The sequence below is a fragment of the Mariniblastus fucicola genome, assembly GCF_008087665.1.
GTDB lineage: Bacteria > Planctomycetota > Planctomycetia > Pirellulales > Pirellulaceae > Mariniblastus > Mariniblastus fucicola.
In genome coordinates, this window is the sequence record NZ_CP042912.1 from 792597 (window position 1) to 818167 (window position 25571).

General features: G+C 55.1%; 19 protein-coding genes. 12 read left to right on the top strand and 7 right to left on the bottom strand.

Annotation, left to right across the window (positions count from 1 at the left end):
* Positions 1-31: 31 nt before the first annotated feature.
* Both MFFC18_RS02895 and MFFC18_RS02900 read right to left on the bottom strand, forming a co-directional pair.
* Complete coding sequence (locus MFFC18_RS02895) at positions 32-3475, bottom strand: mechanosensitive ion channel domain-containing protein (protein ID WP_162273976.1); 3444 nt, start codon at positions 3473-3475, stop codon at positions 32-34.
* Between the two features lie 132 nt (positions 3476-3607).
* Positions 3608-4579: a glycosyltransferase gene (locus MFFC18_RS02900; protein ID WP_148618604.1), complete on the bottom strand. Its 972-nt coding sequence runs from the start codon at positions 4577-4579 to the stop codon at positions 3608-3610.
* Between the two features lie 67 nt (positions 4580-4646).
* On the opposite strand from MFFC18_RS02900, the gene MFFC18_RS02905 reads away from it, so the two are divergent.
* The 5 genes from MFFC18_RS02905 to MFFC18_RS02925 all read left to right on the top strand — a co-directional run bounded on the left by MFFC18_RS02905 (position 4647) and on the right by MFFC18_RS02925 (position 8633).
* Positions 4647-5018 (top strand): DUF2237 family protein, encoded by a 372-nt coding sequence (locus MFFC18_RS02905; RefSeq protein WP_075085298.1) that lies wholly within the window; start codon positions 4647-4649, stop codon positions 5016-5018.
* Between the two features lie 252 nt (positions 5019-5270).
* Positions 5271-6611, top strand: a complete 1341-nt coding sequence (locus MFFC18_RS02910) for an AAA family ATPase (RefSeq protein ID WP_075085297.1) — start codon at positions 5271-5273, stop codon at positions 6609-6611.
* Complete coding sequence (locus tag MFFC18_RS02915; RefSeq protein ID WP_075085296.1) at positions 6604-7572, top strand: metallophosphoesterase; 969 nt, start codon at positions 6604-6606, stop codon at positions 7570-7572. Before MFFC18_RS02910 ends, MFFC18_RS02915 begins: the two co-directional genes overlap by 8 nt.
* 12 nt (positions 7573-7584) lie before the next feature.
* Entirely contained in the window at positions 7585-7875 is a 291-nt protein-coding gene (locus MFFC18_RS02920; protein WP_075085295.1) for a hypothetical protein, read from the top strand.
* 104 nt (positions 7876-7979) lie between these two features.
* Positions 7980-8633 (top strand): P-loop NTPase family protein, encoded by a 654-nt coding sequence (locus tag MFFC18_RS02925; RefSeq protein WP_075085294.1) that lies wholly within the window; start codon positions 7980-7982, stop codon positions 8631-8633.
* A 74-nt stretch (positions 8634-8707) separates the two neighbouring features.
* Here the strand turns inward: MFFC18_RS02925 and MFFC18_RS02930 are convergent, their stop codons facing one another.
* Entirely contained in the window at positions 8708-10417 is a 1710-nt protein-coding gene (locus tag MFFC18_RS02930; RefSeq protein ID WP_075085293.1) for an amidohydrolase, read from the bottom strand.
* Between the two features lie 138 nt (positions 10418-10555).
* Between MFFC18_RS02930 and ade the strand changes: the two genes are divergently transcribed.
* Positions 10556-12190 carry an adenine deaminase gene (ade, locus tag MFFC18_RS02935; protein ID WP_075085292.1) on the top strand — a complete coding sequence of 545 codons (1635 nt, stop codon included), beginning with the start codon at positions 10556-10558 and terminating at the stop codon, positions 12188-12190.
* Positions 12191-12212: 22 nt separating this feature from the next.
* On the opposite strand, the gene xdhC is transcribed toward ade, so the two are convergent.
* The 3 genes from xdhC to MFFC18_RS02950 all read right to left on the bottom strand — a co-directional run bounded on the left by xdhC (position 12213) and on the right by MFFC18_RS02950 (position 16938).
* A complete protein-coding gene (gene xdhC / locus MFFC18_RS02940; protein ID WP_075085346.1) occupies positions 12213-13013 on the bottom strand; it encodes a xanthine dehydrogenase accessory protein XdhC in 801 nt (266 codons plus the stop codon).
* Positions 13014-13135: 122 nt separating this feature from the next.
* Positions 13136-15484 (bottom strand): xanthine dehydrogenase molybdopterin binding subunit, encoded by a 2349-nt coding sequence (gene xdhB, locus MFFC18_RS02945; protein WP_202907559.1) that lies wholly within the window; start codon positions 15482-15484, stop codon positions 13136-13138.
* Entirely contained in the window at positions 15481-16938 is a 1458-nt protein-coding gene (locus tag MFFC18_RS02950; protein WP_075085291.1) for a xanthine dehydrogenase small subunit, read from the bottom strand. Before MFFC18_RS02950 ends, xdhB begins: the two co-directional genes overlap by 4 nt.
* 133 nt (positions 16939-17071) lie before the next feature.
* On the opposite strand from MFFC18_RS02950, the gene MFFC18_RS02955 reads away from it, so the two are divergent.
* From MFFC18_RS02955 to MFFC18_RS02980, 6 genes are all read left to right on the top strand, one after another.
* Positions 17072-18361, top strand: a complete 1290-nt coding sequence (locus tag MFFC18_RS02955) for a M20 family metallo-hydrolase (RefSeq protein WP_157665192.1) — start codon at positions 17072-17074, stop codon at positions 18359-18361.
* 20 nt (positions 18362-18381) lie between these two features.
* Positions 18382-19128 (top strand): (S)-ureidoglycine aminohydrolase, encoded by a 747-nt coding sequence (gene allE, locus MFFC18_RS02960; RefSeq protein ID WP_075085290.1) that lies wholly within the window; start codon positions 18382-18384, stop codon positions 19126-19128.
* Positions 19129-19186: 58 nt separating this feature from the next.
* On the top strand, positions 19187-20035 hold the full coding sequence (gene pucL / locus MFFC18_RS02965) for a factor-independent urate hydroxylase (RefSeq protein ID WP_075085289.1): 849 nt from the start codon (positions 19187-19189) through the stop codon (positions 20033-20035).
* Between the two features lie 2 nt (positions 20036-20037).
* On the top strand, positions 20038-21897 hold the full coding sequence (allB, locus tag MFFC18_RS02970) for an allantoinase AllB (protein WP_075085288.1): 1860 nt from the start codon (positions 20038-20040) through the stop codon (positions 21895-21897).
* A 49-nt stretch (positions 21898-21946) separates the two neighbouring features.
* Complete coding sequence (gene ilvC / locus MFFC18_RS02975; protein ID WP_202907558.1) at positions 21947-22966, top strand: ketol-acid reductoisomerase; 1020 nt, start codon at positions 21947-21949, stop codon at positions 22964-22966.
* A gap of 202 nt (positions 22967-23168) precedes the next feature.
* Positions 23169-24374: a M20 family metallopeptidase gene (locus MFFC18_RS02980; protein WP_075085287.1), complete on the top strand. Its 1206-nt coding sequence runs from the start codon at positions 23169-23171 to the stop codon at positions 24372-24374.
* A 114-nt stretch (positions 24375-24488) separates the two neighbouring features.
* Here MFFC18_RS02980 and MFFC18_RS02985 read toward each other — a convergent pair whose 3' ends face one another.
* Positions 24489-25544: a family 16 glycoside hydrolase gene (locus MFFC18_RS02985; RefSeq protein ID WP_202907557.1), complete on the bottom strand. Its 1056-nt coding sequence runs from the start codon at positions 25542-25544 to the stop codon at positions 24489-24491.
* Between the last annotated feature and the right edge of the window lie 27 nt (positions 25545-25571).

Below are 25571 nucleotides of genomic sequence, written 5' to 3' on the forward strand. Positions count from 1 at the left end.
AACGATATTGCAGCGTTTCGAAGCAGATTGTTCAATCGTTCTCTGCACCGGAACTCTGTGGCGGTTCCCCGGTCGCAGGATCTTCGACCATGTGCAACACGCGTTGCGGGAACGGGATCTCGATTCCCTCTCGCACAAACGCCTCATTAATCGCCGAGTTAATCTCGTCCACCAAATGCCAGCGGCGTTTGATCGAAGTCGTGCAGCAGCGAATTACAAAGTTCAAACTGCTGTCGCCGAACTCTTCAAAAGTGATGACTGCCGCAGGCTCCTTGAGAACATCCGGATGGCGATCAACGATCTTGGTGATGATTTCACGAACCTTGCCAACGTCTGTTCCGTAAGCCACCCCAACCTTCAAAGCGATCCTGTTGATAACACTCGACAGCGTCCAATTCAGAAGCTTTCCCGAAATCAAATCCTTGTTCGGAACGACCAGCTCCTGATTGTCCCAGTTCGTCACCGTCGTAGCTCGCATTTGAATCCGTGAAACGACACCTGTTACCCCGTCGATTGTTACCACGTCTCCGACACGAACCGGTCTTTCGAGTAACAGGATCAAACCGGAAACGAAGTTCGCGACAATTTCCTGCAAACCAAATCCGAGGCCAACGGAAATCGCAGCGACCAACCAGCTGTAATTGGACCATGGGATTTTCAGATAACCGAGCGCGACAATCACACCGACAACCAACAGAATATATCGAAAGATCGACGCCACGGCGTATCTCGCACCCGCGTCGAGCGGCAATCGCTGTAGGAGCAACAGCTCCAGCATTCCTGGAATGTTACGCACACAGAAAAAGGTGATTGCAAACGCGACCAGCGACAGCAGCAGGTCTCGCGCCGTTACCAGTTCGACCGCTGAGCCGACGGTGATCCGCCAAAGCTCCCAGCTGTCGAGGATTTTTGTGGCCGGCAACAGGTACTGCCAAATCCCCAGCAGGCTAAGTCCGACAACAATCAAAAAGATGACTCCGGTAAGTTCGCGAGCTTGCCTGCTGACGTCCGTGATATCCATTCCGGATTCGTTTTGCAGATCGATGTCGAGAGCTTCGCTGGCGATACTAATTCCGCTTTCGGCCTGTTTTTCCGCTGCAGCGATTGCGGCTTTTCGTTGCTGAATCAGTTGTTCGAATCGCAGGTTCCTGCGGCGGACCAGAAAAAATCGCATTGCCAATCCGAACACGATCACCGTCCAGATCAGCAACTGAATGGACTGCAGCAAACTGGCGCCGATCTTGTACACGGACTCGTAGTAGCCCAGGACCGCGAACAGGAACAGCAACACCAGGCCGATAATGACGGCCACGAAAACCAGCGATCGAAATCGGCTGACCGTTGCGTCGAAGCCAGACATTTCTGGATCGAAGGATGCTCCTCCGGGGCGGAAGACCGAAAAGATTCGCAACGTGAACACGATGCTGACGGCCAGCAGAACCAGCACTGCCGCGCGGCCAAGCCGGTTGTACTCGTTTTCGTTTGATGATTCGATCGCAACGATGATGAACAGGACTGGCAGTCCAATGGCCATGAACCAGCCCGAATGTTTTCTGACCGCGACACGGAATCCTTCGGTCCATGAAAAGTGATTTTGGGCCAAGCCTTCGTTGCGGCAAACGCAACGCATCAATTCCAACGTGATAGCGATCAGGGTGGTTACCGTCAGGGCTCGGCCGATCGACCAGGAAAAGTTACTTTCATTCTGCGTTGTCATCAGCCAACCGAGCGCCAGCCCGATCGCGGGCCAGAAAAACGTCAGAACGGCCGTTTGCAGAAAAGCTGAAAGCGTGGGGCCGAACTCGCGGCATCCGCGTTTGGCAGCGATTGAGCCCAGCCGTTTGATTTCGCTGCGAGAGCGAGGTTGCAACAGCGCAAGCCCCAAGAGTCCCAGTGCAATTAAAGTGACGCTGGGCGAATTGTCTCTGGATCCCTTTGAGATCGCAGCCGCGACGGATCGCCAGTTGTCTGGTTTGGCAAACCAGTCGAATGCCTTTTGAATCCCAATCAGGTCCGTGAACTCGCCCTTTTCATTGCGGTGCCCAATCGCCGGTTCTGAACGCACCCAGAGTATTCGCTCGTCAAGAAAGTCGGCGAACTGCTGGCTTTGGTTGGCATACTGCGACTGCAACGATTTGACTTCGATCAGGTCGTGTAGTAGATCGGTTTCTGCGTCTTCGAGTTTTTCCAGAATACGACGCCGTGCGGTCAACAGTTCTGTCGCAGTACTTGCAAGGTTCTCGCGAATTTCGACGGGCACGTTGGCGGCATCGAAAGCCTGCGTCAAAGCCATCGGCATGTCCGAAAGATCCGCGCGTTCGTCCTGAAAACGGAACTTGTTCAGCTGCACCGACTGGAGCTGGCTGGCAACGTCTTTGTTTTGAAACGGAGTCTGCTGGTTGATCAGGTTAACTTTGTCTCGCCGCAGCATCGCTCCAACTTCGTAGTTGAGCCCGATTGCATCCACGCGAGACTTCATCGTCTCCAGTTCGGCTTCGACTTTTTGAACAGCAATCTGACCTTCGCTACGCAACGCCTTGATGGCTTGCAGTTCGTCTGTTTCCTTTGCCAGTCGCTGCGCAAGCTGAAGGTTGTACTCCGCGATCGGTTTCAATGGCGAATTAAGATTATTGGTGACCGCCTGTTCAGCTTCCTGACGCATATCCTGCGTTTCTTTTTCGCGGATCCGACCAATTGCATCAACGATGACTTTGAGATTTGAGTTAACCCGTTCGAGTTGCCTCGCCGCGAAAGACTTTTGCAAGGAAAGGATTCCCGAGGTGGCCTCGTAGACATCCCGTTCCACCCGGTACAGCTCCAGGCGTTGCTCCAGATTCTGTTTCTCCGCACGGAGCTCAACCATTCGACCACGCGTCAGCAGTGGGTTGTCAGCGTCGGGAGCTTCGGTCGCCAACTGAACCCGGACTTCCGCCAGCCGATTCTGAGCATCATTTTCGAGGGTCGGAAGTTCCAGCAACCGCGCCCGACGCCTCGCAGGTTCCTCGGTCGCAAGTTTGAGCTGTTGCTGAACCGTTTCTGCATCGTTCTCAAGTCCAAGTTTTTGCTGTTCAAGCTCCGCAAGACTGCCATTCGGTCGCTGGACTACATTTCCGGTGGCGTCCAGCTCGTCGATTTTTGATCGAAGTTCTTCGCGTGTCTCGACGACACTCTGCGACTTGAGTCGATACTCGGCGGCTTCCGCGGCGTCCGTGTTCGCCAGCGCCAGATACTGCCTCGCGGCGACGTAGTGTTTGACGATCGCGCCTTTATCCAGTTCGTCCAGTTCGGCCTTTTCAACCTTGGCCAACTCTTCGTCGATCATCTGCATCGTGATCAGATCACGCTTGCCGGCCGGCGCGTTCGCGGCATCTGCCGGCGGATCTTGCGGGTCCTGTTGCGATTCGTTTTCGACAGGACTTCGCCGCGACGATTCCAGCTGTATGGATTGACTCGGGGCGGCGGTTGACGACAGCATGGTGCTGGTCAGCATCAACAGCAGGCTGGTTACGCGCCGGAATTTTGATCGAATGAACAAGCGACTGCCTAACTGCGTTTCGTGTTGGTCAGGCCGCAGTTTAGAGCATTTGGCAATGCCAGCGAAGACGAATCACTTGCCCAGTTCGATTGCCTGGCCGGCCGCGAGCGAGCTTTCGAGCATCAGCGAAACCCATTGTTCCGACGGTGCGAACTGTCGCTTGAATCGATATGCCGCGAACTTCCGAAACGATCGCCATTTGAGTCCGCCGACGCTGTCGCTCCAGGCTTCTCCTTTGGCGGCCAACGCCCTGCCCTGACCGACGAAATACTCGCGTACATACAATTCAGTCGTGCGAGACCGGTCGATGAAGTGTCGGACGGTCGCGGCAGGAACCCAGCTACCATCGTAACCCGCGACGATCACGCGACGCATCATCTCAAGTTCGTCTTCGCCGTTGACTTGTTGGCCCCGACGGCCAAGCGTGGCATCGAAAGGAAAGCACTTTTGTACCTCCGTCCGGATCGCAAAGTTCGCTCCATAAGGCAGCCGGTCTTTGGTCAACGGCAACGGTTCGTCGCCAAGGTCGCGGGCCGCGAAACAGCCTTTGAGCTTGTCCCAGTTTTCGGTGATCCATGGCTCCGGAGTGATCTCAAAATCTGGCTCGATCTTGCCGCCGAAAAAGGCGATGTCCAGATTCGCGTCGGCGAATTCAACGTAGCCCTGGACCATGGAGGCATCCAGCAGAACATCGTCGTCGGTCCAGATCAGCAAGTCGCTGTCGATGTGCTCGACGGCTCGATTGCGGGCGTATGTGTGGCCCTGTTGGTCTTCCGTTAGCAACAGCACGCGATGTCGCTTGGTGAAAGCGTGGTCGTTCGCAAAAGCACGCAGTACGTTTTGCGTGTCGTCCGTGGAGCCATTGTCCACGACGATGACTCTCAGTTGAACCTGGTACGGCACGATCAGCCGTTTGATGCTGCCGAGCGTCTTCTCCAGAAGTTCGGCTCGATTCCACGTGCAGATCGCGATGTCAATTTTTTCGATCGGCGCAAACGGTGGCTGAGGGAGTTCGTGGATCGGTTCTGGCGCGACGGAGATCATGTCGCCATCGTAATCGTTGTGGGCCGTGCTACAATAGTCTGTGTCAGGCAAACAAAGGGCAGAGAAAATGGCGCTTCCGAAAAACGTTCTGGGCACTGAACTTGAGTGCTGCTGTACGGATCCGATGACAGGTTTTTACCGCGATGGCTTTTGCCGAACTGGCATGGGGGATCATGGTGTGCACACGGTTTGCGCGATCATGACGGAGGAGTTTCTGAAGTTCTCCAAAGAGGCGGGCAATGATTTGTCGACGCCGATGCCGGAGTATAAATTTCCGGGGCTCAAGGCGGGCGACAAGTGGTGTCTTTGTGCGTCGCGTTGGCAGGAAGCGTACGACGCCGGGATGGCGCCAAATGTTGTCCTGGAGGCCACGCATATGTCGAGTGTCGAGTTTGCGGATCTTGATGCTTTGAAAGAGTTTGCCGTTGAAGAGTGTTGAGAGGCTGAGGCCTTGGGAAATACCCGGTACCCGGTACCCGGTACCCGGCAGCAAATACGCAGTCCTCAGTCCTGACACCGAAAACCGAAAACCGAAAACCGAAAACCAAACCTTGCCAAAACCTGCTTTTCCCCGATAATTTCAACCAATCTCCGCCGCTGGACCAAACGTGTCCATTCCTCGGCGAAAGATAGAAGGATCGACAGCCCGTAACGTCGCGGGCTTCATTGAAACGCTTCACCAGGCCTTCCAGTGATCAAACGGATTGAACTTGTCAACTTCATGTCGCACCGGCATACCGTCATCGAACCGGCGGCCGGTCTGACGGTTCTTGTTGGCCCCAACAACTGCGGCAAATCCGCGATCGTCACCGCCCTGCAGATCCTCTGCCACAACGACAACTCCACCTACGTCTTGCGGCACGGCGCCAAAGAATGCCGCATCATTGTCGAAACCGATGACGGGCATCGCATCGAATGGATTCGCAAAAAAAGCGGATCGCCCAGCTATAAAATCAACTGCAAAGATTTCGATCGGCTCAACAAGAAAGAAAGCGACGTCTGGGACGAGCTGAAGAAAACGCTTCGTCTACCGCGTGTCGAGTTCGACAACAATAAATTCGACGTTCACATCGGTGAGCAACGAAATCCCGTGTTCCTGCTGGGCGATAAAGGCAAGGGTGCCGCCCAGTTTTTCGCTTCGTCCTCGGACGCGATTCGTCTGGTCGAAATGCAGGACTTGCACAAACGGCAAACGGCCGAAAACAAACGTGAACGAAAACGCCTGGCCACGCAACAAACCCAAGTCACCGAGGCGATCGAGTGTCTCGAATCGGTCCCGGAAGTCGACGCCGCGATTGGCAAGATCGAAGAACAATACGCAGTGCTCAAAACCGAAGAAGCCAAAACCGCTCGGCTGGATCAGGCTCTTGCGGACCTGACGCTTCGCCAGAAAGAAACCAAACGCTTCGCGGCGATCAATTCCGCATTGCAAGCTCTGCCCCAACCGCCGCAGTTCAGCAATCCTGCTTCGCTGCAGAAACTGATTGAGCAAATCGGCATCGAACGTGCTTCGGTCAAAAAAAGTCAGGCACTACAGTCTGCGCTTCAATCGCTCACCAAACCGCCGACCTTTGGCAATCCGGCCTCTCTGCAAAAACTGATTGAACAACTCCGATCCGAGCAAAATTCGATTCGCAAAAGTTCTTCGTTGAAGGCCACGTTCAATTCGCTGACCAAGCCTCCTGCTTTCTCCGATTCTGAATCGCTAAGGACGAAGCTTCGATCGATTCGCAAGCTGCGCAGAACCGTCGCCAAACTTTCGGCCGAGCAACAGTTGCTTTCCAAAGTCCAAGAACCTCCCGAATCCAAAGATTCCGAAACTGTTTCAGCACTTGCGAAATGCATCGTCGATCTTCGCACGGAAATCGAGTCCTGCAATGAAGTTCGCGCGAAACTGAAACAGGCTCAACAGCAACTCGGCCAGGCAAAGGCGGAAATCGAACAGTGGGTTTACGAAAACCCTGGCTGCCCGACTTGCGGAAGCGAAATCAGCGCCGACGTGATCCTCAGCGGAGGCCATCAGCATGGCTAAGTCCGTTCGAAACTACCGCGGTTTGCTGGTCATCGGCGATCCGCACATCGAAGGCCGCAACCCGGGGTTCCGCAAAGGCAACTATCCCGAAGCGATCCTTGGCAAAGTCCGTTGGTGTCTTGAACATGCGCGAAAGCACAAATTGCTGCCGGCGTTTCTGGGCGACGTGTTCGACAAACCTCGCGACAATCCGACTTGGGTGATCGGCGAGCTAATCGAAATGCTGATGCCCTATCCGGCAATCGGAATTTACGGAAATCATGACTGTGCGGATCCGCAACTGAGCGAAAACGATTCGCTTTCGATCCTGATCAAAGCCGGCTGTTATCAATTGGTCGGCGAGCAGGATTTTTGGACGGGAATGGTCGAAGGCCGCCGCGTCGTCGTTGCCGGTTCGTCGTATCGCCAGCGGATTCCGCAGTGCTTCGACACGGACAACGTGCCGCGCGATTCACTTTTCGACGCCAAGCCAACGGTCGTTTGGCTGACGCATCACGATATCGACATCGGCAATTATGAAAACGGAAAATTCGGTCCGTTCGAGATGATGAACGTCGACTTGTTGATCAACGGGCACATTCACCGACCCGCCAAACCCGTCCGTCGCGGCGACACAACGTGGATGAGCCCGGGCAACATTTCCCGCCGTTCCCGTTCGGCACACAGCCGCGCTCACGTGCCAACGGTCACGGAAGTCACGTTTCCGGAATCGGGTTTCGAAGTCAAATCAGTCGTCGTGCCGCACGAACGATTCGAAGACGTGTTCTTTCTGGACGACGTTGACGAATCGAAAACGAGCGAGCCGCTTTCAAGTTTCGTTTCGGGGCTGAGTGAACTTACGAAACGCCGCACCTCTTCGGGAGCCGGTTTGATTCAGTTTTTGGACCAGAACCTGGACGAGTATAGCGATAGCGTCGCCGCAGAAATTCGCTCGCTTGCCAAACAGGTCGTAGAGAAATAACGGGAGTTGAAAATGAGCAACGAAACTATTGATCAATTGCAAAAGCGTTTTGCGCGACTGGACAAGCAGCAGACCGTCGTCCAGACGCAGCTTGACGAGGCGCAAAAGCGTCTCGCTGAGTTGCAGGATCAGGCGAAAGCCGAGTTTGGCACTGATGATGTGGATGCGCTGCAGGAGAAGCTCGAGGCGATGAAGCAGGAGAACGAACAGAAACGTTCTGCGTATCAAAAGGGCCTCGATGAAGTCGAAGCGAAGTTGAAAGAAGTCGAATCTCAATTTGCAGAAACGGAAGTTGAGGATTAGTCCGCTGCATTCGGGTGGCATCGGATTCCAGCCTGTGTTTTGCCGTCCGATCACAGGCTGGAAGCCGATGCCACCGCTGCTACGACACCTAAAACCCAAGCCGCATGATTCAATCTCCCGAAAAACTTCGCGACCGCGTCAAGCGCCTGTCCTGGGAGCGTACGAAGCTCACCGACAAAGCGAAACGTGTCGCTGCGCGAATCGGTGAACTTGACGAACATCTTGAAATCGCGGCGGAGGTTTCCGAAGCCCTGGAACATCTCGGCAAAGAGCTGTTCGAAGAAGTTCTTGGCCTGATGGAAGAAAAGCTTTCCAAGGCCGTCGAAGAAGTCCTCGACCAACCGATCAAATTCAAGTCTCACGCGGCTTTCAAAAGCGGTGCCGCGTCAGTGAATTTCTCCGTTGAACGTGACGGCAACAAGGAAGACGTGCACCGCGGCCAAGGCGGATCGGTGCAGAATATTCTGAGCGTCGGATTGCGAATGTTTGCTTTGGCGAATCTTGATCCCGACGAACATCGCCGATTTCTGGTGCTTGACGAGCAGGATTGTTGGCTGCGTCCAGAGCTCGTCCCACGACTGGTGAACATCGTGCATCAGGCGGCCAGAGAGCTGGAGTTTCAGGTAGTCATGATTTCCCATCATGACATCGGCCTGTTTGAAAGATACGCCGACAAGGTCTATCGGCTCAGCCCGAATCGCGATGGTTTGGAGATCGCCGAAGTCAACGCTCAGCCAGAAGAGAGCGACGAAGAGTAAACCGTTTAACGTTGGCAAAAATCTCTGGGCGGAGTTTTTAATCCAGCCAAACTCTCACGAACGTTCGTCGAACTTCATTCCGGTTTCGCCTCGTAAACTGTTTCGCCGCCGATGACCGTTTGCAAAACTTTTGTGTCCAGAATCTCATCGTCGGCACAAGTCAAAAGGTCATTCGAAAGCACGACGAAATCAGCCAGCTTGCCGACTTCGATCGAACCCTTGATGTCTTCCTCAAAAGCCGCCTTCGCGTTGTTGATCGTGTAGGCCTCAAGTGCCTGCTGCCGCGACATGCACTGCTCGGGAAAGAACGTCACGCCGGGTTTTAGCTGACGCGTGACCGACGCGAAAAAGCACGGAATCGGATCGACGTCTTCGACAGGAGCATCCGTTCCGTTGGTCACGATGGCTCCGCTTTTTAGCAGTGATTGCCAAACGTAAGCACCGTCTTTCGATCGTCGTTGGCCCAAACGTTTCGGTACGAAGATCGCGTCCGAAGTACAGTGCACGGCCTGCATCGCAGCAATCACTCCCAGCTTTCCAAAACGGGGAATGTCGTCCGGATGGAGATGTTGTGCGTGTTCAATTCGCCAGCGTCGCGAGTCTTCCGATGGGTTAGCCGTGAACTGTTTCTCAAAGATGTCCAGCACTTCACGGTTCGCCCGATCGCCGATCGCGTGGACGCAAAACTGATAGTCGTGCTTGATCGCCAACGCCGCCGCTTCTTCAATCGAGGCAATCGAACGCGTGTTCAATCCGCGGCTCAGCGGCATGTCTTCGTAGGGCTGCAGTAACCATGCTCCGTGAGCGCCGAGTGCTCCGTCGATCGCACGCTTGATCGCCCGAACGGTCAGGTGGTTGTCGGCGAAGCCAATCGTTCGAGCCGATTTCAAATTAAGCATCAGGCTCTGGTTGCTGTCCCGGACCATAACCCATAATCGAGGTTTGACGCGCGTACCAACAACTGATTTCAGATAGTCAATTTGTGCGAATGGCATTCCTGCGTCCTGGAAACTGGTGATGCCTTTGCGGACACACTCCTCGGATGCCAGCTCCGCTGCGCGATTCAAATAGGCGACGTCGGAGACTTTCGTTTTGCTCTGGCCTTCATCAGCGTAACGAGCCGAATGAATCAGCCCGGACGCCCGTTCGCGGAACACACCCGTCGCGGATCCATCCTCGTTGCGAAGAATTTCACCGCCCTTGGGGTTCTTCGTTTCATCTTCCACGCCGGCCAATCGCATCGCGTAGGCGTTGGCGAAATCCATGTGACCACTGGCGTGCGTCAGCAACACCGGGTTGTTTGGCGACGCTTGCGAGAGCGATTCATGCGTCGGATAGCCCTCGACGTTGGGGCTTGGCGGCGCATCCCATTTCGATTGATGCCAACCGCGACCGATGATCCATTTTCCTGGCGGCGTATTGGCCGCGGCAAGCCGAACTTGATCGACGATCTCGTCCCAGGAGTTGGCTTTGGTCAAATCGAGATTCATCCGCATCTCGCCAAGCATCAGAAAATGGCCGTGGCCTTCGATGAAGCCCGGCATCAGAAACTTGCCGTCGAGATCGAGCACTTTCATGTCGGCGTCGATCTGTTTGGAGATTTCTTCCGATGTTCCAACCGCTGCGATCCGGCCATCTTTGACGATGAAAGCCTCGGCTTTTGGATTGTCGGAATCCATCGTTGCGACGTTGGCGTTGATGATCGCCATGTCCTGAGAAAAACAGGGATTCACACAGATGGTGGCCAGGAACAGAAGAATGGCTGTCTGAAGCATGTTGCGCATGGAGTGTCTTTTTCAAAAAATAGATTTGCGAAACGTTGTCGGCAGATTCCATCATACCGCGGCAGCGTTTTTGTTGCACTTCGGATGCGCCAAAGAGGCACGGTTGACCAATCGCGGCGTTTTAGGTGTGATGGTGGGATGCTTTCCCTTCCCGAATACAACCTTGTCGACGTCCTTGAAGGCGAGATTTGCCTCGCCCGCGTCTGTGTTGAAAACAACGCAATCGCTTCGATCGAACGCCTTGGCCCGACAGACGATTCCCGCCCGTTTTTGATGCCCGGGTTTGTCGACGCGCATATCCATGTCGAAAGTTCGATGTTGCTGCCAGGCGAGTTTGCCCGCATCGCCGTCACGCATGGAACCGTGGCGACGGTGTCCGACCCGCACGAAATCGCCAACGTGTGCGGGATCGAAGGCGTCGAAATGATGCTGCACAACGCCAGCCAGACTCCCTTCAAATTCTGTTTCGGTGCACCGTCTTGTGTGCCAGCGACGCGATTTGAGACCGCAGGTGCTGAACTGGATGTCGCTGCCGTGACACGGTTGCTTGACGATCCGCGGATCGGATATCTCAGCGAAGTCATGGACTTTCCCGGCGTACTCAGTCGTGCTCCCGAGGTGATGGCCAAGATTCGGGCCGCCATCGAGCGTGGCAAACCGGTCGATGGTCACGCACCTGGATTGCGGGGCGAGGAAGCCAGGAATTATCTTGCCGCCGGAATCACCACGGACCACGAATGCTTCACGATCGAAGAGGCGATCGACAAACTGGCTTACGGTTGCAAGATTGCGATTCGTGAAGGTTCGGCAGCGCGGAATTTCGCTGCGCTCGAGCCGCTTATCGATTCGCATCCCGACATGTGCATGCTCTGTAGCGACGACAAGCATCCGGACGAATTCCTGTTGGGGCACATCAACAAATTGGCGGCGCGTGCCGTGGCTGCCGGTCGCGATTTGATGAACGTGTTGCAAGTCGCCTGTGTGAACCCGGTCCAGCACTACGGGCTTGATGTTGGATTGCTGCGTGTCGGAGATCCGGCAGATTTCATTGTCGTGAAGGATTTGAAATCGTTTGACGTGTCAGAAGCGTGGCTGGATGGTGAAGTCGTAGCCCGAAACGGAAAACCGTTATTCGATGCGCCGGTGGCAGAAGTCCTTAACAATTTTGTCGCGAATCCGGTTGAGGCAAGCCAACTGTCGGCGCGGGCCGAGGGTGACTGTATTCGGCTGATCGAGGCGATTGGCGGCCAATTGATTACGGGGCACGCCACGGTGAAGTGCACAAAGGAACAGGGTATTCTGGTTCCGGATCCCGCAAACGATGTGCTCAAAATTGTGGTCGTCAATCGGTATGCCAATACGCAGCCAGCGGTCGCTTTTGTCCGCGGTTTCGGATTGAAGGATGGAGCACTGGCTTCTTCGGTGGCTCACGATTCTCACAACGTCGTTGCGGTGGGAGCCAATGATGTCGATCTGGTGAACGCGATCAATGCGGTAATTGCCGAACAGGGAGGCCTTTCGTTTTCGAACAATGGCGACACCGAGGTGTTGTCGCTGCCAATCGCAGGGCTGATGTCCGGTGATTGTTGCGATAAAGTTGCTGAGAAGTACGAGCGTCTGGATCAGAAAGTGAAAGAGGTTGGTTCGACGTTGCGAGCACCGTATATGACGCTCTCGTTCATGGCGTTGCTCGTGATTCCGTCTTTGAAGATCAGTGACAAAGGTTTGTTCGATGTCGACAAGTTTGAGTTTGCGTCGCTTGCCGCAGATTGATTCACGTTATTCGCTCGTGGTTTCAGCCGTCGCGATCTGAATTTAGTTGGTCTCGTTGCTGTAGTAATTGAGCCGCGATGCTGATCGCGATTTCAGCTGGTTGGTTTGAGCCGATCGGCAAGCCGACTGGGCAAACTATTTGATCCGCGATGTCGGCCGCAACGCCGTCGGATTTCAGTTCCCGTAGCAGGACGCCGCGTTTGGACTTGCTGCCAATGACGCCGACGAAAACTGGCTCGGAAATCGTCTCGAACAGAGACTTCAAGATCGGGCGATCGGTTGAATGGCCCATCGTCATGCAAATCACATAGTCGCCGGCTCGCAGGTTTGAAATAAAATCAGACGGACTTTCAACGCAAATTTTCGATAGTCGCTCATGATCATCCATGCGATCGATCCATTCGCATCGCGGATCCACACAAGTCACACGGCAATCAAGTGTTAGCAGAACTTTGACCAACGCCTGAGCCACATGGCCGGCGCCGAAGACAACGATATGCCAGTCGTGGCGATTGTAGACTTCAAAGAACAGCTTCACCCAACCGCCGCATGTCATGCCGACGTCGCGCTGCAGATTCCAGTGTTCGATTTCAAGCCTTCTGGCCGGATCCCGCAGCATCGCCAAAGCATGCTCGATCGCCTGATGCTCGACCTTGCCGCCGCCGACCGTGCCGTGAACTCGTCCCGATTCGTCGACCAACATCTTCGAGCCAGCGTCTTGCGGAGTGCTGCCAGTCGCCTCGATCATCGTGACGGAAACAAACGGCTGGCCAGACACCGCAAGTGTCGAAAGGGCTTCGATGTAGGGCGTGGGACCGGGCAAGAAACGTTCTCTACTTTCTAAGGTTTGATTTGGATTTGGCTGACGTCGCAGAAGCGGTTTGGCGTATTTGAAAGTTGACAGGCGCACATGCAGTGCCCCCAATCGTTCTGGCTAACCACGTTTCAATCTTCAAGTAGCGTCAGGCATCGAAGGATCTCTTCGCCCGTTGCCGGCAGCGAAAGGTTCGGATCAATCGAATTTGATTTCGGCATCGCCTGCAAAGCATTCTTGACCGCAGCCCAGACCGCGGAGCCCAACAACAACGGCGGTTCCCCGACGGCCTTGCTGCGCCGGACACAATGCAGATTGTCCTCGTTGGGGAAAAACTCGCAGCGAAAGTCTGGCGGCAAATCGGTGATCGCAGGGATCTTGTACGTTGTTGGCGAATGCGAAAGCAGCTCGCCTTTTTCGTTGTAAATCAGCGCCTCCGTCGTCACCCAGCCCATTCCCTGAATGAAGCCTCCGGTAATCTGCCCCATGTCGATTCCCGGGTTGATTGATTTCCCAATGTCCATCAATAAGTCGACTCGTGGAACTCTCAAGTCGCCTGTGAAGCGATCAATTTTCACTTCGGCAACTGCGGCTCCCTGAGTAAAGTACAGAAACGGATTTCCCTTTCCCGTTTCGCGATTGAAATCCACGCCTGGCGTTTTGTAAAAACCTCTCGCGCCCAAATCAATTCGCTCACGTCGGGCTCGATCAGCAAGTTCCGCAAACGCAATGCCGCTTTCGGGCTGCCGCGAATCCGACACGACACCGCCGCGAAAAACAATGTGTGTCGGCGACGGAATCAAGCCAGCGTCGGGATTGGCGAAAAACTCAGCCGCGAACCGGTTCATGCGATCCCGAATTTTCAGGCAGGCGTTGATTGCCGCGGCACCATTAAGATCTGTTCCCGCAGACGCGGCAGTCGGCGAGGTGTTATTGTTCTTTTCGGTAGAAGTCGGCATCACGATCACGTTCTGCCACGCGATGCCAAACTCGTCGGCGACCAACTGGCGAATTTTCGTGTTCAGCCCCTGCCCCATTTCGGTTCCGCCGGTGGAAACCTGAATCGTGCCGTCGGTATAGACGTTTACCAACGCGTTCGCCTGGTTGAGGAACTTCGACGTGAACGAAATCCCGAACTTGACCGGAGTCATCGCCAACCCGCGAAGCGACACCCGATCCGCAGCATTGCTTTCCGCAATCCGCGCGACCCGATTTCGATAGTCTGACGATTCTTCCAGCGTTCGAATCAGCTCCGGAAGATGGTTGCCCGTGAACAGTTGACCGTAGTGAGTTACGTTTCGATCGGTCGTGCCGTACAGATTTCGCTTCCGCACATCGAAGGAGTCAATTTTCAGAAACTCGGCAACTCGTTGGACCACGTTCTCTGTCGCCGCAACGCCCTGCGGCCCGCCAAACCCGCGAAATGCCGTATTGGGAGGCAAGTTCGTGCGACAGACCTGTCCGTTGACTTCGAGATGCTCAATAAAGTAAGCGCTATCCGCGTGCAGCAGCGTTCGCTCCATCACGGAAGTCGAAAGGTCGGCGGTCGCGCCACCGTCGGAGTAGAAATCGATCTTCAGGCCGACCAACGTTCCATCGGGCTCGAAGCCAACTCGCCAACGGCACAGGTAGGGATGTCGCTTGCCAGTGACACACATGTCAGTGTCCTTGTCGTACACGATCCGGGCCGCACGACCGGTTCGCGACGCCACCAGCGCGACCATGATCGCCGGAATCGCGGCCTGGGTTTCTTTGCCTCCAAAGGCGCCGCCCATGCGTTTGCAAGTGCAAACAACCTGATGCATTGAAAGGCCAAGCACTTCAGCGACGACTGCCTGAATCTCCGTCGTGTTTTGCGTGGAAGAGTGGACGACCAATTGGCCCTGCTCGCCGGGGAACGCCAGCGCCGCCTGCGACTCAAGATAAAACTGCTCCTGGCCTTTGATGTGGAATTCGCCTTCAAGCTGGTGCGCAGCCGTCGGGATGGCAGTGTCGGGATCGCCGCGTTTGATTTGACGTTGAGGGCCGATGAAATGCTTGCCAGCGACCGCAGCTTCGATATCGAGCACGGGTTCTTCGGCAGCGAATTCGATTTGAATCAGAGATTTCGCAGCCGAGAGTGCTTCGCGGGTCTCCGCAGCAACAACGACGACCGGTTGCCCGACATACAAAACGCGATCGTTGGAGAGAAATGGCTCATCGCAGATAATCGGGCCAAAAATGTTGTGCTGGCCGACATCCGCGTGCGTGAAGACAGCGACCACGCCATTTTGCTTTTCTGCAGCCTCAGTTTTCACCGACAGAATTCGGCCGTTGGCGATTGGGCTGCCTACGAAACCGACGAAAAGCTCGTCCTCGCGACGCGGCAAGTCGTCGATGAAGGGTGCCGTACCGGTGACGTGGCCGATGGCTGAATCGTGGGGGATCGTGCGTCCAACCGAAGGGCCCGTCGTGGGCTTTGCGGAATGCATTTCGTTCATGCCAGTGCCTCCTGCTGCGACTGGTGGAAGAACTTGAGCAGGATGTTCCGCGTCAGCTGCAGGCGGAAGTCCTTGCTTCCGCGGACATCCGAGATGGGAGTGATTTCACTGACGGCGATGTCTCCCGCCTGTTGCATGGTCGATTCGGAAAAAGTCTGACCACGAAAGAATTCTTCTGTCTTGCGTAGCCGCAGGACGACAGGTCCAACGGCGCCGAGCGCGATGCCGGCTTCCGCGATTTGGTTCCCATCAAAATCCATCCAGATCGCACCAGTGAAAGTCGAGATGTCCATGTCCAGTCGACGTGAAACTTTGTAGAGCTCCAGCTTTCGATTCGGCGGCAGCAACGGGATCCGAATTTTGGTCAGCAGCTCTCCGGGTTGAAGGTCGAACTGTTTGTAGTCCTGGTAAAAATCGTTGATGTTGACCTGACGCGTGCCATCGGAGCCCGTCAGTTCCAGAATCGCATCGCACACAAACAGGAAAGGCAACGAGTCCGCGATGGGCGAGGCGTTAATGATGTTGCCGCCGATCGTTCCCACGTTGCGGATTTGTGGCGAGCCAAAAATGCTGATGATTTTTTTGAATGAATCAAAGCGACCTTCGCAGACCGTTTCGATTTCGCTCCAGGTGGTGTTTGCGCCGGCGACGATTTCGTTTTCTTCGATACTCACTCGCGAAAGTTCAGCGATCCGATTCAGGTTCAACCATCGCGTGGCCTCACATCGGCCTTTGTTGAACTGGACGCCAACATCTGTCGCGCCGGCAACGATTTTTGCGTCCGGGTGCGCGGCCAGAAACTCAGTTGCGTCCGCAAGACAGGTCGGACTGAACACGCTTTGTCCATCGGCTGAATCGAGCTTGATCGAGTCGCTGGACTTCGACGTGATGGATTCCGCCATCGCAGTTTCGTCAAAACGCGCGGCCAGTTTCTCACATCCAACTTTCGATGCCGCAAGGCCCGCAGCCACGATCGGTGCATAGCCTGTACAGCGGCAAAGGTTGCCCGAGAGCCCGCGTCGCCATTCGTCTTCGGTGGGCGAGTTTTCATTCTCAAGCAAGCCTGCCATGGCGACAACGAAACCCGGAGTGCAAAATCCGCATTGCGATCCATGACAGTCAATCATGGACTGCTGCACTGGATGGAGCTGGTCGTTTTTCGAATCGCCGATGCCTTCGACGGTCACGATGTGGCAACCATCCAGCTGAAACACAAACCGGATGCACGAATCGATGACGCGATACTCAAACTGGTTTGCCGAATTCTGCGACGACGATTGAGGAAGTCGCCCGGACAGGACCGAGCATGATCCACAGTCGCCTTCGCTGCAAACGATCTTGGTGCCGCATTTGCCCAAGCGAAGACGCAGGAAGTCTGACAGCGTCAGGAAAGCATCGGTTCCCGACACCTGGTGTTCGGTGCCGTTGACAAAAAGTAGGATATGGTCTCGCATCGGGATACCGCTTTAACAGGAAGGCAGTCTCCAATATAAACGATTGCGCTGTTCTGGGCAGTTCAACCTGGAAGACCGTTGGCGAGTTGCCAGAAAAACCAACGTCGTGCCCGCAAGATGGAAAGCCGTTCCTTTGTCCAAGAGCAATTCTGTTTCCAAAAAGATCGACGCGGAGTTGCTGCAAACAGTCGCCGATCGCGTTGCGGATCGATGTGACACTCTGGCGTCTTTTTCTGATACGCCCAACTCGCTCACACGAACTTTTTGCAGCGATGCGATGAAAGCAACGCATGCTCAGATTCGAAAATGGATGCAAGCGTCGTCGATCGAGAGCCGGCTTGACGCTTTTGGAAACCTGATCGGACGGCACTCCGGCGCGCTCAACGGTTCGCAGCAAGCCGACGTGTTCATGATCGGCTCGCACCTCGACACTGTCGTCAACGCGGGACGATTCGACGGACCGATGGGAGTCATGTTGGGGCTGGGAGTTGCGGAGCTGATTCGCGAATCCGATATCGCCCTGCCCTTTGACATCGACGTCGTCGGTTTTTCGGAAGAGGAAGGAGTCCGTTTCGGTTTTCCATTCATCGGTTCGCTGGGGATTTCGGGCCAGTTCGATCCTGGCGATCTGGATCGTGTCGATGTCAAAGGCGTTACGATGCGACAGGCTCTGGCTGATTTCGGTTGCGATCCGGACAAGTTCGAAGCGGATAGCTATCGATCCGGTTCGCGCGGAAAAGTCATTGGCTTTATGGAAGCGCACCTTGAGCAAGCGACTCGGCTGGAGCAATCGAACTCGCCGGTCGGAATCGTTACAAGTATCGCAGGTCAGACTCGAGGAACGATTGTCATCGAAGGCGTCGCTGGACACGCCGGAACGGTGCCTCATGATCAACGTCGGGACGCGCTTGCTGGAGCCGCCAAGCTGATACTGGATATTGAAAAGCTGGGACAGGAAACGCCCGGACTGTACGCGACCGTTGGAGCCATCACGGCCAAACCCAGCCTTTCAAATGTCATCTGTGGCCATGTAGAGCTAATGCTGGATCTGCGACATGAGCTGGATGAGGTTCGCCTGAAGTCGTTGAAAACAATCGATTTGATGATCCGCGAACTGAGCGCGACTCGGGATCTGGCGGCGCGTATCCATCGAGCTGACCATTCGCCCGCGGTGCCGATGGACGGTGCGTTGACTCGCAGTCTCGAGACCTCAGCAGGCGGCGCACAGAGCAGCGTGGAAATGATGGTCAGCGGAGCCGGGCACGATGCGATGGTGATGGCGAAGCTGGCTCCATCGTGTATGTTGTTTGTCCGATGTCGCGACGGCGTCAGCCATCATCCGGACGAGTTCGTGGCTCCGGAGGACATCCGCGTGGCCCTTGAAGTCATGACGAACGCGTTGATTCAAATCTCCGAAACTTAAACCTCGCCTTCTGGAATCCCATGAACATTTTTGGTCAAACCCGCAGCCATCTGTGTGGCGAATACGCGTTGATCACTCCCGATACGCATGTCGTTTCGCCGCTGTTGGGTTGGGAGAAAGCAACGGCTGTATTCCACATTACGCCCGAAATCGGCGCCCGCTTCGTGCAGTACACCGCCACCGTCGAACCGGGAGGGAAAAGTGGCTTGACAGGTGAAATGGTCCAGCGGTTTATATATGTGCAGTCGGGAAGCGGAACTTTGCAAGTCGGATCCGACGCCCACGAACTGAAGCCGGGTTCGTTCGCTTTCCTGCCTGCCGACACGGACCACCAATTCGAAAGCAAGGACTCATCCACGCTGGTTGTTTTCGAAAAAGCCTACCAAACGCATCCAGACTACGGAGCTCCAGAGCCGGTCGTTGGGCATCGCGATGATGTTCCGGGAGAGCCGTTCATGGGAGACCCGGACGCACGACTGCAAACGCTGTTGCCGATTGAGCCGGAATTCGACATGGCCGTGAACATTTTCACCTACCAGTCAGGCGCGACGTTGCCTCAGGTTGAAATCCATACCATGGAACACGGTTTGTTGATGCTCGAAGGTCAGGGCGTATATCGGCTGTCGCGAGACTACCATCCAGTCGGCGCCGGCGACGTGATCTGGATGGCTTCGTATTGCCCGCAGTGGTTCGTCGCCATGGGCAAAACACCGGCCAGCTATATTTACTACAAAGACATCCACCGCGACCGCCTGTCAGAAAAATAGTTGTCGATTCCGCACATCGAACCAACGAAGCTTTGATCCTACCCAAGCGAGAAATTTCATGAGCATCAAAATTACGGAACAGTCCTACGGCAAAGCCCGGGTTTGTCTCTCGTACATCAAGCGAAACGAAAACCGACATGACTTTGTGCAGCTGACAGCGAACGTTGCACTCGCCGGAGACTTCAATGTGGCCTATTCCGCCGGCGACAACAGCCCGGTGATTCCGACGGATACGATGAAGAACACAGTCTATGCGATCGCTCGCAAGCAAGGCGTCGACAGCATCGAAGCTTTTGCGCGGAACCTCGCCAGCCATTTCTACGATTCGTTCGAGCACGTTTCGACCGCGACCATTTCGATCGAGGAAAGCCTCTGGAATCGGATAGAGATTGACTCCAACAAGCACGACCATGCCTTCGTCGGTGGAGGAAGCGAGCAGAATACTTGCACCGCAACGGCGTCCGCAGAAGGAGTTCAGTTGTCTTCCGGGCTCAAGGGGCTGCAAGTTCTCAAGACCACACAGTCAGGTTTCGAAGGCTTTCTCCAGGACGATTTTACAACGCTCAAACCGACCGATGATCGGATCTTCGCGACCACGATCACTGCCGATTGGACGTGTCAAAAACCCGAAGGTGACTGGTCGAAGACTCGAACGAAAATCCGACAGATGTTGCTTGATGTTTTCGCAACCCAGTACAGCCCTTCGGTGCAAAAGACGTTGTACGAAATGGCCGATGCGGTTCTGGCGGCCTGCCCGGAAATCGGCCAGATCTCATTGAACATGCCCAATCAACATCATCTGTTGGCGGATATTGAAAAGCTGAGCTTGCAGAACGAGAACGATATTTTCGTGCCTACGCCGGAGCCGTTTGGAGTCATCTCGGCCACGATTTCCCGGGAAGTCTGATCGTGGACGTTCAGAATCCGATTGCGATCAAAAGTTCGCGGGTGGTGACTCCCGAGGGCGAAATCTCTGCCGTGGTGCTGATTGAGAACGGTCAAATTCGCCAAGTTCTCGCGTCTGAACTTGCGGCTGAAACAACGATCGATGTGCCCGTCGTCGACTTTGGCGATCTGATCGTTTCCCCGGGTCTGATCGATTCGCATGTCCACATCAACGATCCCGGAACGGACTGGGAGGGCTTTGAGACAGCAACCGCTGCCGCTGCGGCCGGCGGAATCACAACGCTGATCGACATGCCGCTGAACAGCCTTCCCGTGACCACGACAGCAGATTTCTTGGATGCCAAACGTGATGCCGCGAAAGGAAGATGCCACGTTGATGTCGGTTTTTACGGTGGTTTGATTCCGGGCAATGCCGATCAGTTGCCGTTGTTGATCGAGTCAGGTGTCTTCGGAATCAAAGCTTTTCTGTGCGATTCGGGCCTGGATGAATTTCCTGCTGCGGGCGAAACCGAATTGCGTGCTGCTTTGGTGGCGCTCAAGTCGACTGGCGTCCCGTTGCTGGCTCACGCCGAGATCGCAACGACGTCACCGCAGAACTTCGACCGTCGCTACGCTGACTACGCTCAGTCACGTCCGCCCGAGTTTGAACTGGCTGCGATCAGGCTTCTGATCGATCTTTGTCGTGAGTTTCAAACGCCTGTGCACATCGTTCATCTGGCCACCGCGCTGGGCTTGCCGCTTGTCGCTGCGGCAAAGGAACAGGGCTTGCCACTGACTGTCGAAACCTGTCCGCACTATCTCTTTTTCTCTGCGGATGACATCGTCGACGGCGACACGCGTTACAAATGTGCGCCGCCGATTCGGAGTCTCGCAAACCGCGATGCACTTCGCGAAGCAGTCGCCAGCGGTTTGATTGACACGGTTGGGTCGGATCATTCGCCCTGCCCTCCCGAACTCAAACGGCTCGACGAAGGAGACTTTTCGCAAGCCTGGGGCGGAATCGCGGGCTTGCAGTTGACGCTTCCCGTGATTTGGTCGGTAGGGAGAGAGAATCGTTGGACGCCATCGATGTTGGCGAATCGATTGTCGTCGAAGCCCGCCGAAGTTTTTGGGCTCTCAAACAAAGGACAGATTGCAGTTGGCTTCGATGCCGACCTCGTTGTGTGGGACCCGAACCAGCGTTTTACAGTCGAAGCGAAATCACTGCGGCATCGCCACAAGGTATCGCCCTACGACGGAGTCTCGTTGACCGGTGCGGTGCGATGCACCTTCTTGCGTGGGCAGTGCGTTTTCGATTCGCAGGTCGAGGAGGCAGAAACGCAATGTGGTCAATTGTTGCAGCGAAGTGCGAAGCCCCGTCGGATCGCGCAGAAACTGAACTCGCTGGATGACGCTGCGAAATTTTCCGTCTTGGAAACGTGCTGTGCCTCGAAAGCCTGGATCAAAAACATGTTGGCGTGTGAAGGCTTTCGGGACGACGAAGATGTTTTCGCTCAAGCCCGATCTGCTGCCGAATCGCTGACCGAAGGTGATTGGCTGGAAGCGTTTGTGGCTCATCCGCGGATCGGAAACGTTGACAGTTTGCGAAAAAAGTACGCCAACACCAAACAGGTTGCCAGCGGCGAACAGGCAGGCGTTTCCGGGGCGGACGATGCGACATTGAATCGGCTGGCAGAAGGCAACGACGAGTATTTTGAAAAGTTCGGGTTTATCTTTATCGTCTGCGCAACAGGAAAATCGGCGGCTCAGATGCTGGAGCTTCTGCAGCAGCGGTTGGGCAATGATCGCCAGACTGAACTGCGGATTGCGGCTGAGGAGCAGTTGAAAATCACGATCATTCGGTTGAAGAAACTGGTGGCCTGAGCGTTTTCCGACTCATGGGAGAGCATGACTTTGGGATAGAATTGGCGAAATGGAATCGAAACGCACGGACTTATTTGAAGAAGATATGGAAAACGTAATTTACCTCGACGACGACGCTGACCTTGGCGTTCTGAAGAACAAGAAAGTTGCCATCATCGGATACGGCATTCAAGGCCGACCTCAGGCATTGTGCATGCGAGACAGTGGACTGGATCTGATCATCGGCATTGGCGATCCGTCACGGTCTTCGTGGGCTGCCGCAAAGGAAGACGGCTTCGATCCGGTGACGATCGATGAAGCAACTGCTGCGGCCGATCTGGTTTACATCCTGCTGGCCGACCCGCCGCAACCAGAGATCTACTACCAATCCATTCACGACAATCTCAAACCAAACTGCACGCTTGCATTTTGCCATGGATTCAATGTGCTCTATGGAGCGATCAAGCCGCCAGAAAACGTTAACGTCGTGCTGTTCGTTCCCAATGGCCCCGGTCATACAGTGCGGCAGAAGTACCTGGATGGCTCTGGAATCTACGGAGCCATTTCGGTTGAACAGGATGTTACGGGGAACGCTCTGGATATGGTTCTGGCTCTCGCCAAGTCCGTTGGTAGTTTGCGGGTCGGCAGTGTTGGCGTGACGTTTCAGCAGGAAACCGAAGGCGATAATTTTGAAGAGCAGGTTCTGTACGGCGGCGTGATTCACTTGATGAAGGCCACGTTCGAGACCATGGTCGCCGGCGGCTATCCTCCGCACTTTGCGTACGCGAAAGCGATTCGCTCGCTGAGGACAGTTGTCGATGTGATGGACAGCATCGGCATTGAGGAATACATTTCGCGTCGCAGCAGTCGGACTTGTGAGTTCGCGGTTCGAATGAGCGGGCCGCGCGTGATCGATCGTGATGAGATTCAAAACATCTTTGATGAAACAGAACGCGGTGAGTTTGCCGCGAACTGGATGCAGGAGTGGGCTTTGGGGATGCCGCGTTTGCATCGTATGCGTCGCACAGGTGCGGATTCTGAGATGGAGAAAACCGGTGTCGAGTGGCGTGAGAAGTTTGGCGAAGGGTAGGCGTTTCCGAGCACCTTGAGCCGGGTTGAGATCGCTTGAGCTGGGTTGAGATCGCTTGAGCTGCGTTGAGCGGGCTTGAGTTCCGCACGCGTGTGCATGATTGCCCCAGCGTATCGAGCCGCGTGATCGTGTTTACGCAATCGCGAGGTGCGAAGGTGTAGTTTTTTGTTTGGTTCCATTGAGTTGAGTCACAGGTTCCGCTTTGATCCCTCCCGAAAATTTCCGCGCTGCGATCGAGCAGCAATCTGATTCGCTGATCGATTTCACCAGCAAGATCGTTGCCACGCCTAGCCTTTCTGGTGAAGAAGGCGACGTCGCTGCGCTGGTTGTCACGGAAATGAAGCGGCTCGACTACGACGAAGTTTGGACTGACGAAGTTGGCAACATCGTTGGAAAGATTTCGGGCGGCAATGGCCCTTCGGTGATGCTCAATGGCCATATGGATGTCGTTGATCCTGGCCCGAAAGAGGGTTGGCTGTTTCCGGCATTCAGTGGCGAAGTCGTCGGCGACGAACTTTGGGGTCGCGGTTCGGTAGACATGAAAGGCCCTGTCGCAGCGATGATCCATGGCGGATCTCTGTTCAAGAAACTGGGCGCCCGGCCTCCAGGCGACATTCTGATGACCGTCGCAGTGATGGAGGAAATCGGTGGCTTGGGGAGTCAGTTTCTTGCCACCCATACCACTGCCGACATCGCGATCGTTGGCGAACCTTCTCGAAATGAGCTTCGGCTCGGGCATCGCGGAAGGATCGAACTGCAAGTCAGATTTTTCGGTCGGTCTGCCCATGCCAGTGCCCCTCAACTCGGCATCAACCCTCACTACGCGGCCGCGGAGTTTCTGCAGAAACTTGAAGGTCTGTCGCTGCAAAGCGATCCGGTTCTTGGTGAGGCGACGATTGCTCCGACGCTGTATTTGACTGACCAGCAAAGCGCCAACGTGATTCCGTCGGAAGCCACGGTCTATCTTGACTGGCGCAACGTACCCTCAGAATCCAGGCAACACGCAGTCGCTCTGATCGAGTCATTGATCGGTGATCTGTCAGGCGCTGGCCACGAATCGGCAGAAGTCAAAGTTACCGAGCAGCCGAGGCTGACCTATACGGGCGTGAGTCGCGATTTCGCATCGGTTTTTCCACCGTTCGCGACGTCCGAATCGAGCACGATTGCAAAGGCCGCGTTCGACAAGATCGAAGCCTGTACTGGAAAGCCGGCGAGTCCTGACGTGTGGCAGTTTGCCACCGATGGAGGACATCTGGCTTTGGCCGGAATGCAGTGCGTCGGATTTGGTCCTGGAGATGACCGCTTGGCGCACACGAACCAGGAGCGAATCTCCATCACCGAACTCAAGACGGCTGCCGCAACCTACGCTCCGCTGGCTCTGGCGTTAGCCAAAGCAGTCGAAAACTAGGCCACGGATTTACAGGTTTCAGTCCCCGGAAATGTTCTGTTGGCCAAGTGCAATTTCAAAAGACCTGGCCTCAGATGAACATGGAATCGCTCCGGTTCGAACAGCCATCTGTGGCTACTCTTTGCGATCGAACTTTCCGTTCCAGCCCGCGTCAAAGCGAAACTTTAGAGCCGAAACGTTGCCATCGTCGTCGGTGTCGAAACTGATCGGACCGGCAGTTTCTTTGGCGCCGTACGTGTCATCGCTGTAGGCAACCAACTCAAGATCCTGATTCAGAGTGTGCAACCACAGTTTGCCATCTTTCAGTTTCACTTCGTGGTTGCGATCGTATTTGCCAACGAATTTTTTAATTTCTTCTTCGGTGAACTCTCGTGACTCCGGATAGGTGCCGGCCGTAGCCGCGGTATCGAGTTTACGAACCCAGATGTTGCGGAAGCGAACCGGATTGCCGTGGTCCTGGAAACCAATAACGCCTTCAGTGAGCCCCGGATTCATTTGTTTGTGATGCACCCAGGAAGTTGGACCGAGTGCTTCGGTCGCGTGTTGAACGACGACACCATTGTGCAGGACCGTGATGATCGCTGGCGAAACCTGCTTCTGATTTTCGTCGAAGCGGGGCATGTGATAGACGATGTCGTACGATTGCCACTGGCCAGGACCACGGCTGGCGTTAACCAGAGGAGGATACTGCCCGTAAATGGAAGCCGCGCCGCCGTCGGCGTAAGTTTCATTTTCGAAGCTGTCGAGCACTTGAATCTCGAAACCGCCAGGCAGGAATACACCGCTGTTTCCGCGGCCCTGCCCGTTGCCTTTGACAGTCGTCGGGGACGCCCATTCGATGTGAATTTGACAATCGCCAAACTTTTCTTTCGTGTACACGAAACCGGCGCCTGCAACGGACTCCATGACTCCATCTTTCACGACCCACTTGGGTTCTTTGCCGTTGGGTCCGTCGAAGTTGGAAAGATCTTCGCCACCAAAAATAACGACTGCGTCCGAGGGAACGGAGGCCGGCAGCGTGGCTTCACCCGGATCGACTACTTTGGGTTGCGGGCGATTTTTGTCGTGAGCCTTCCAGCCTGTGGGTTGTTGCGCGTCGAGCGAGCTCGAAAGAAACGAGCTCGCGGTCGCTACCAATAGACAGATAGAAAAGGTGTTTTTTGTGTTCAAGGTCTTATCCCAATTCAGGTGGCAAAT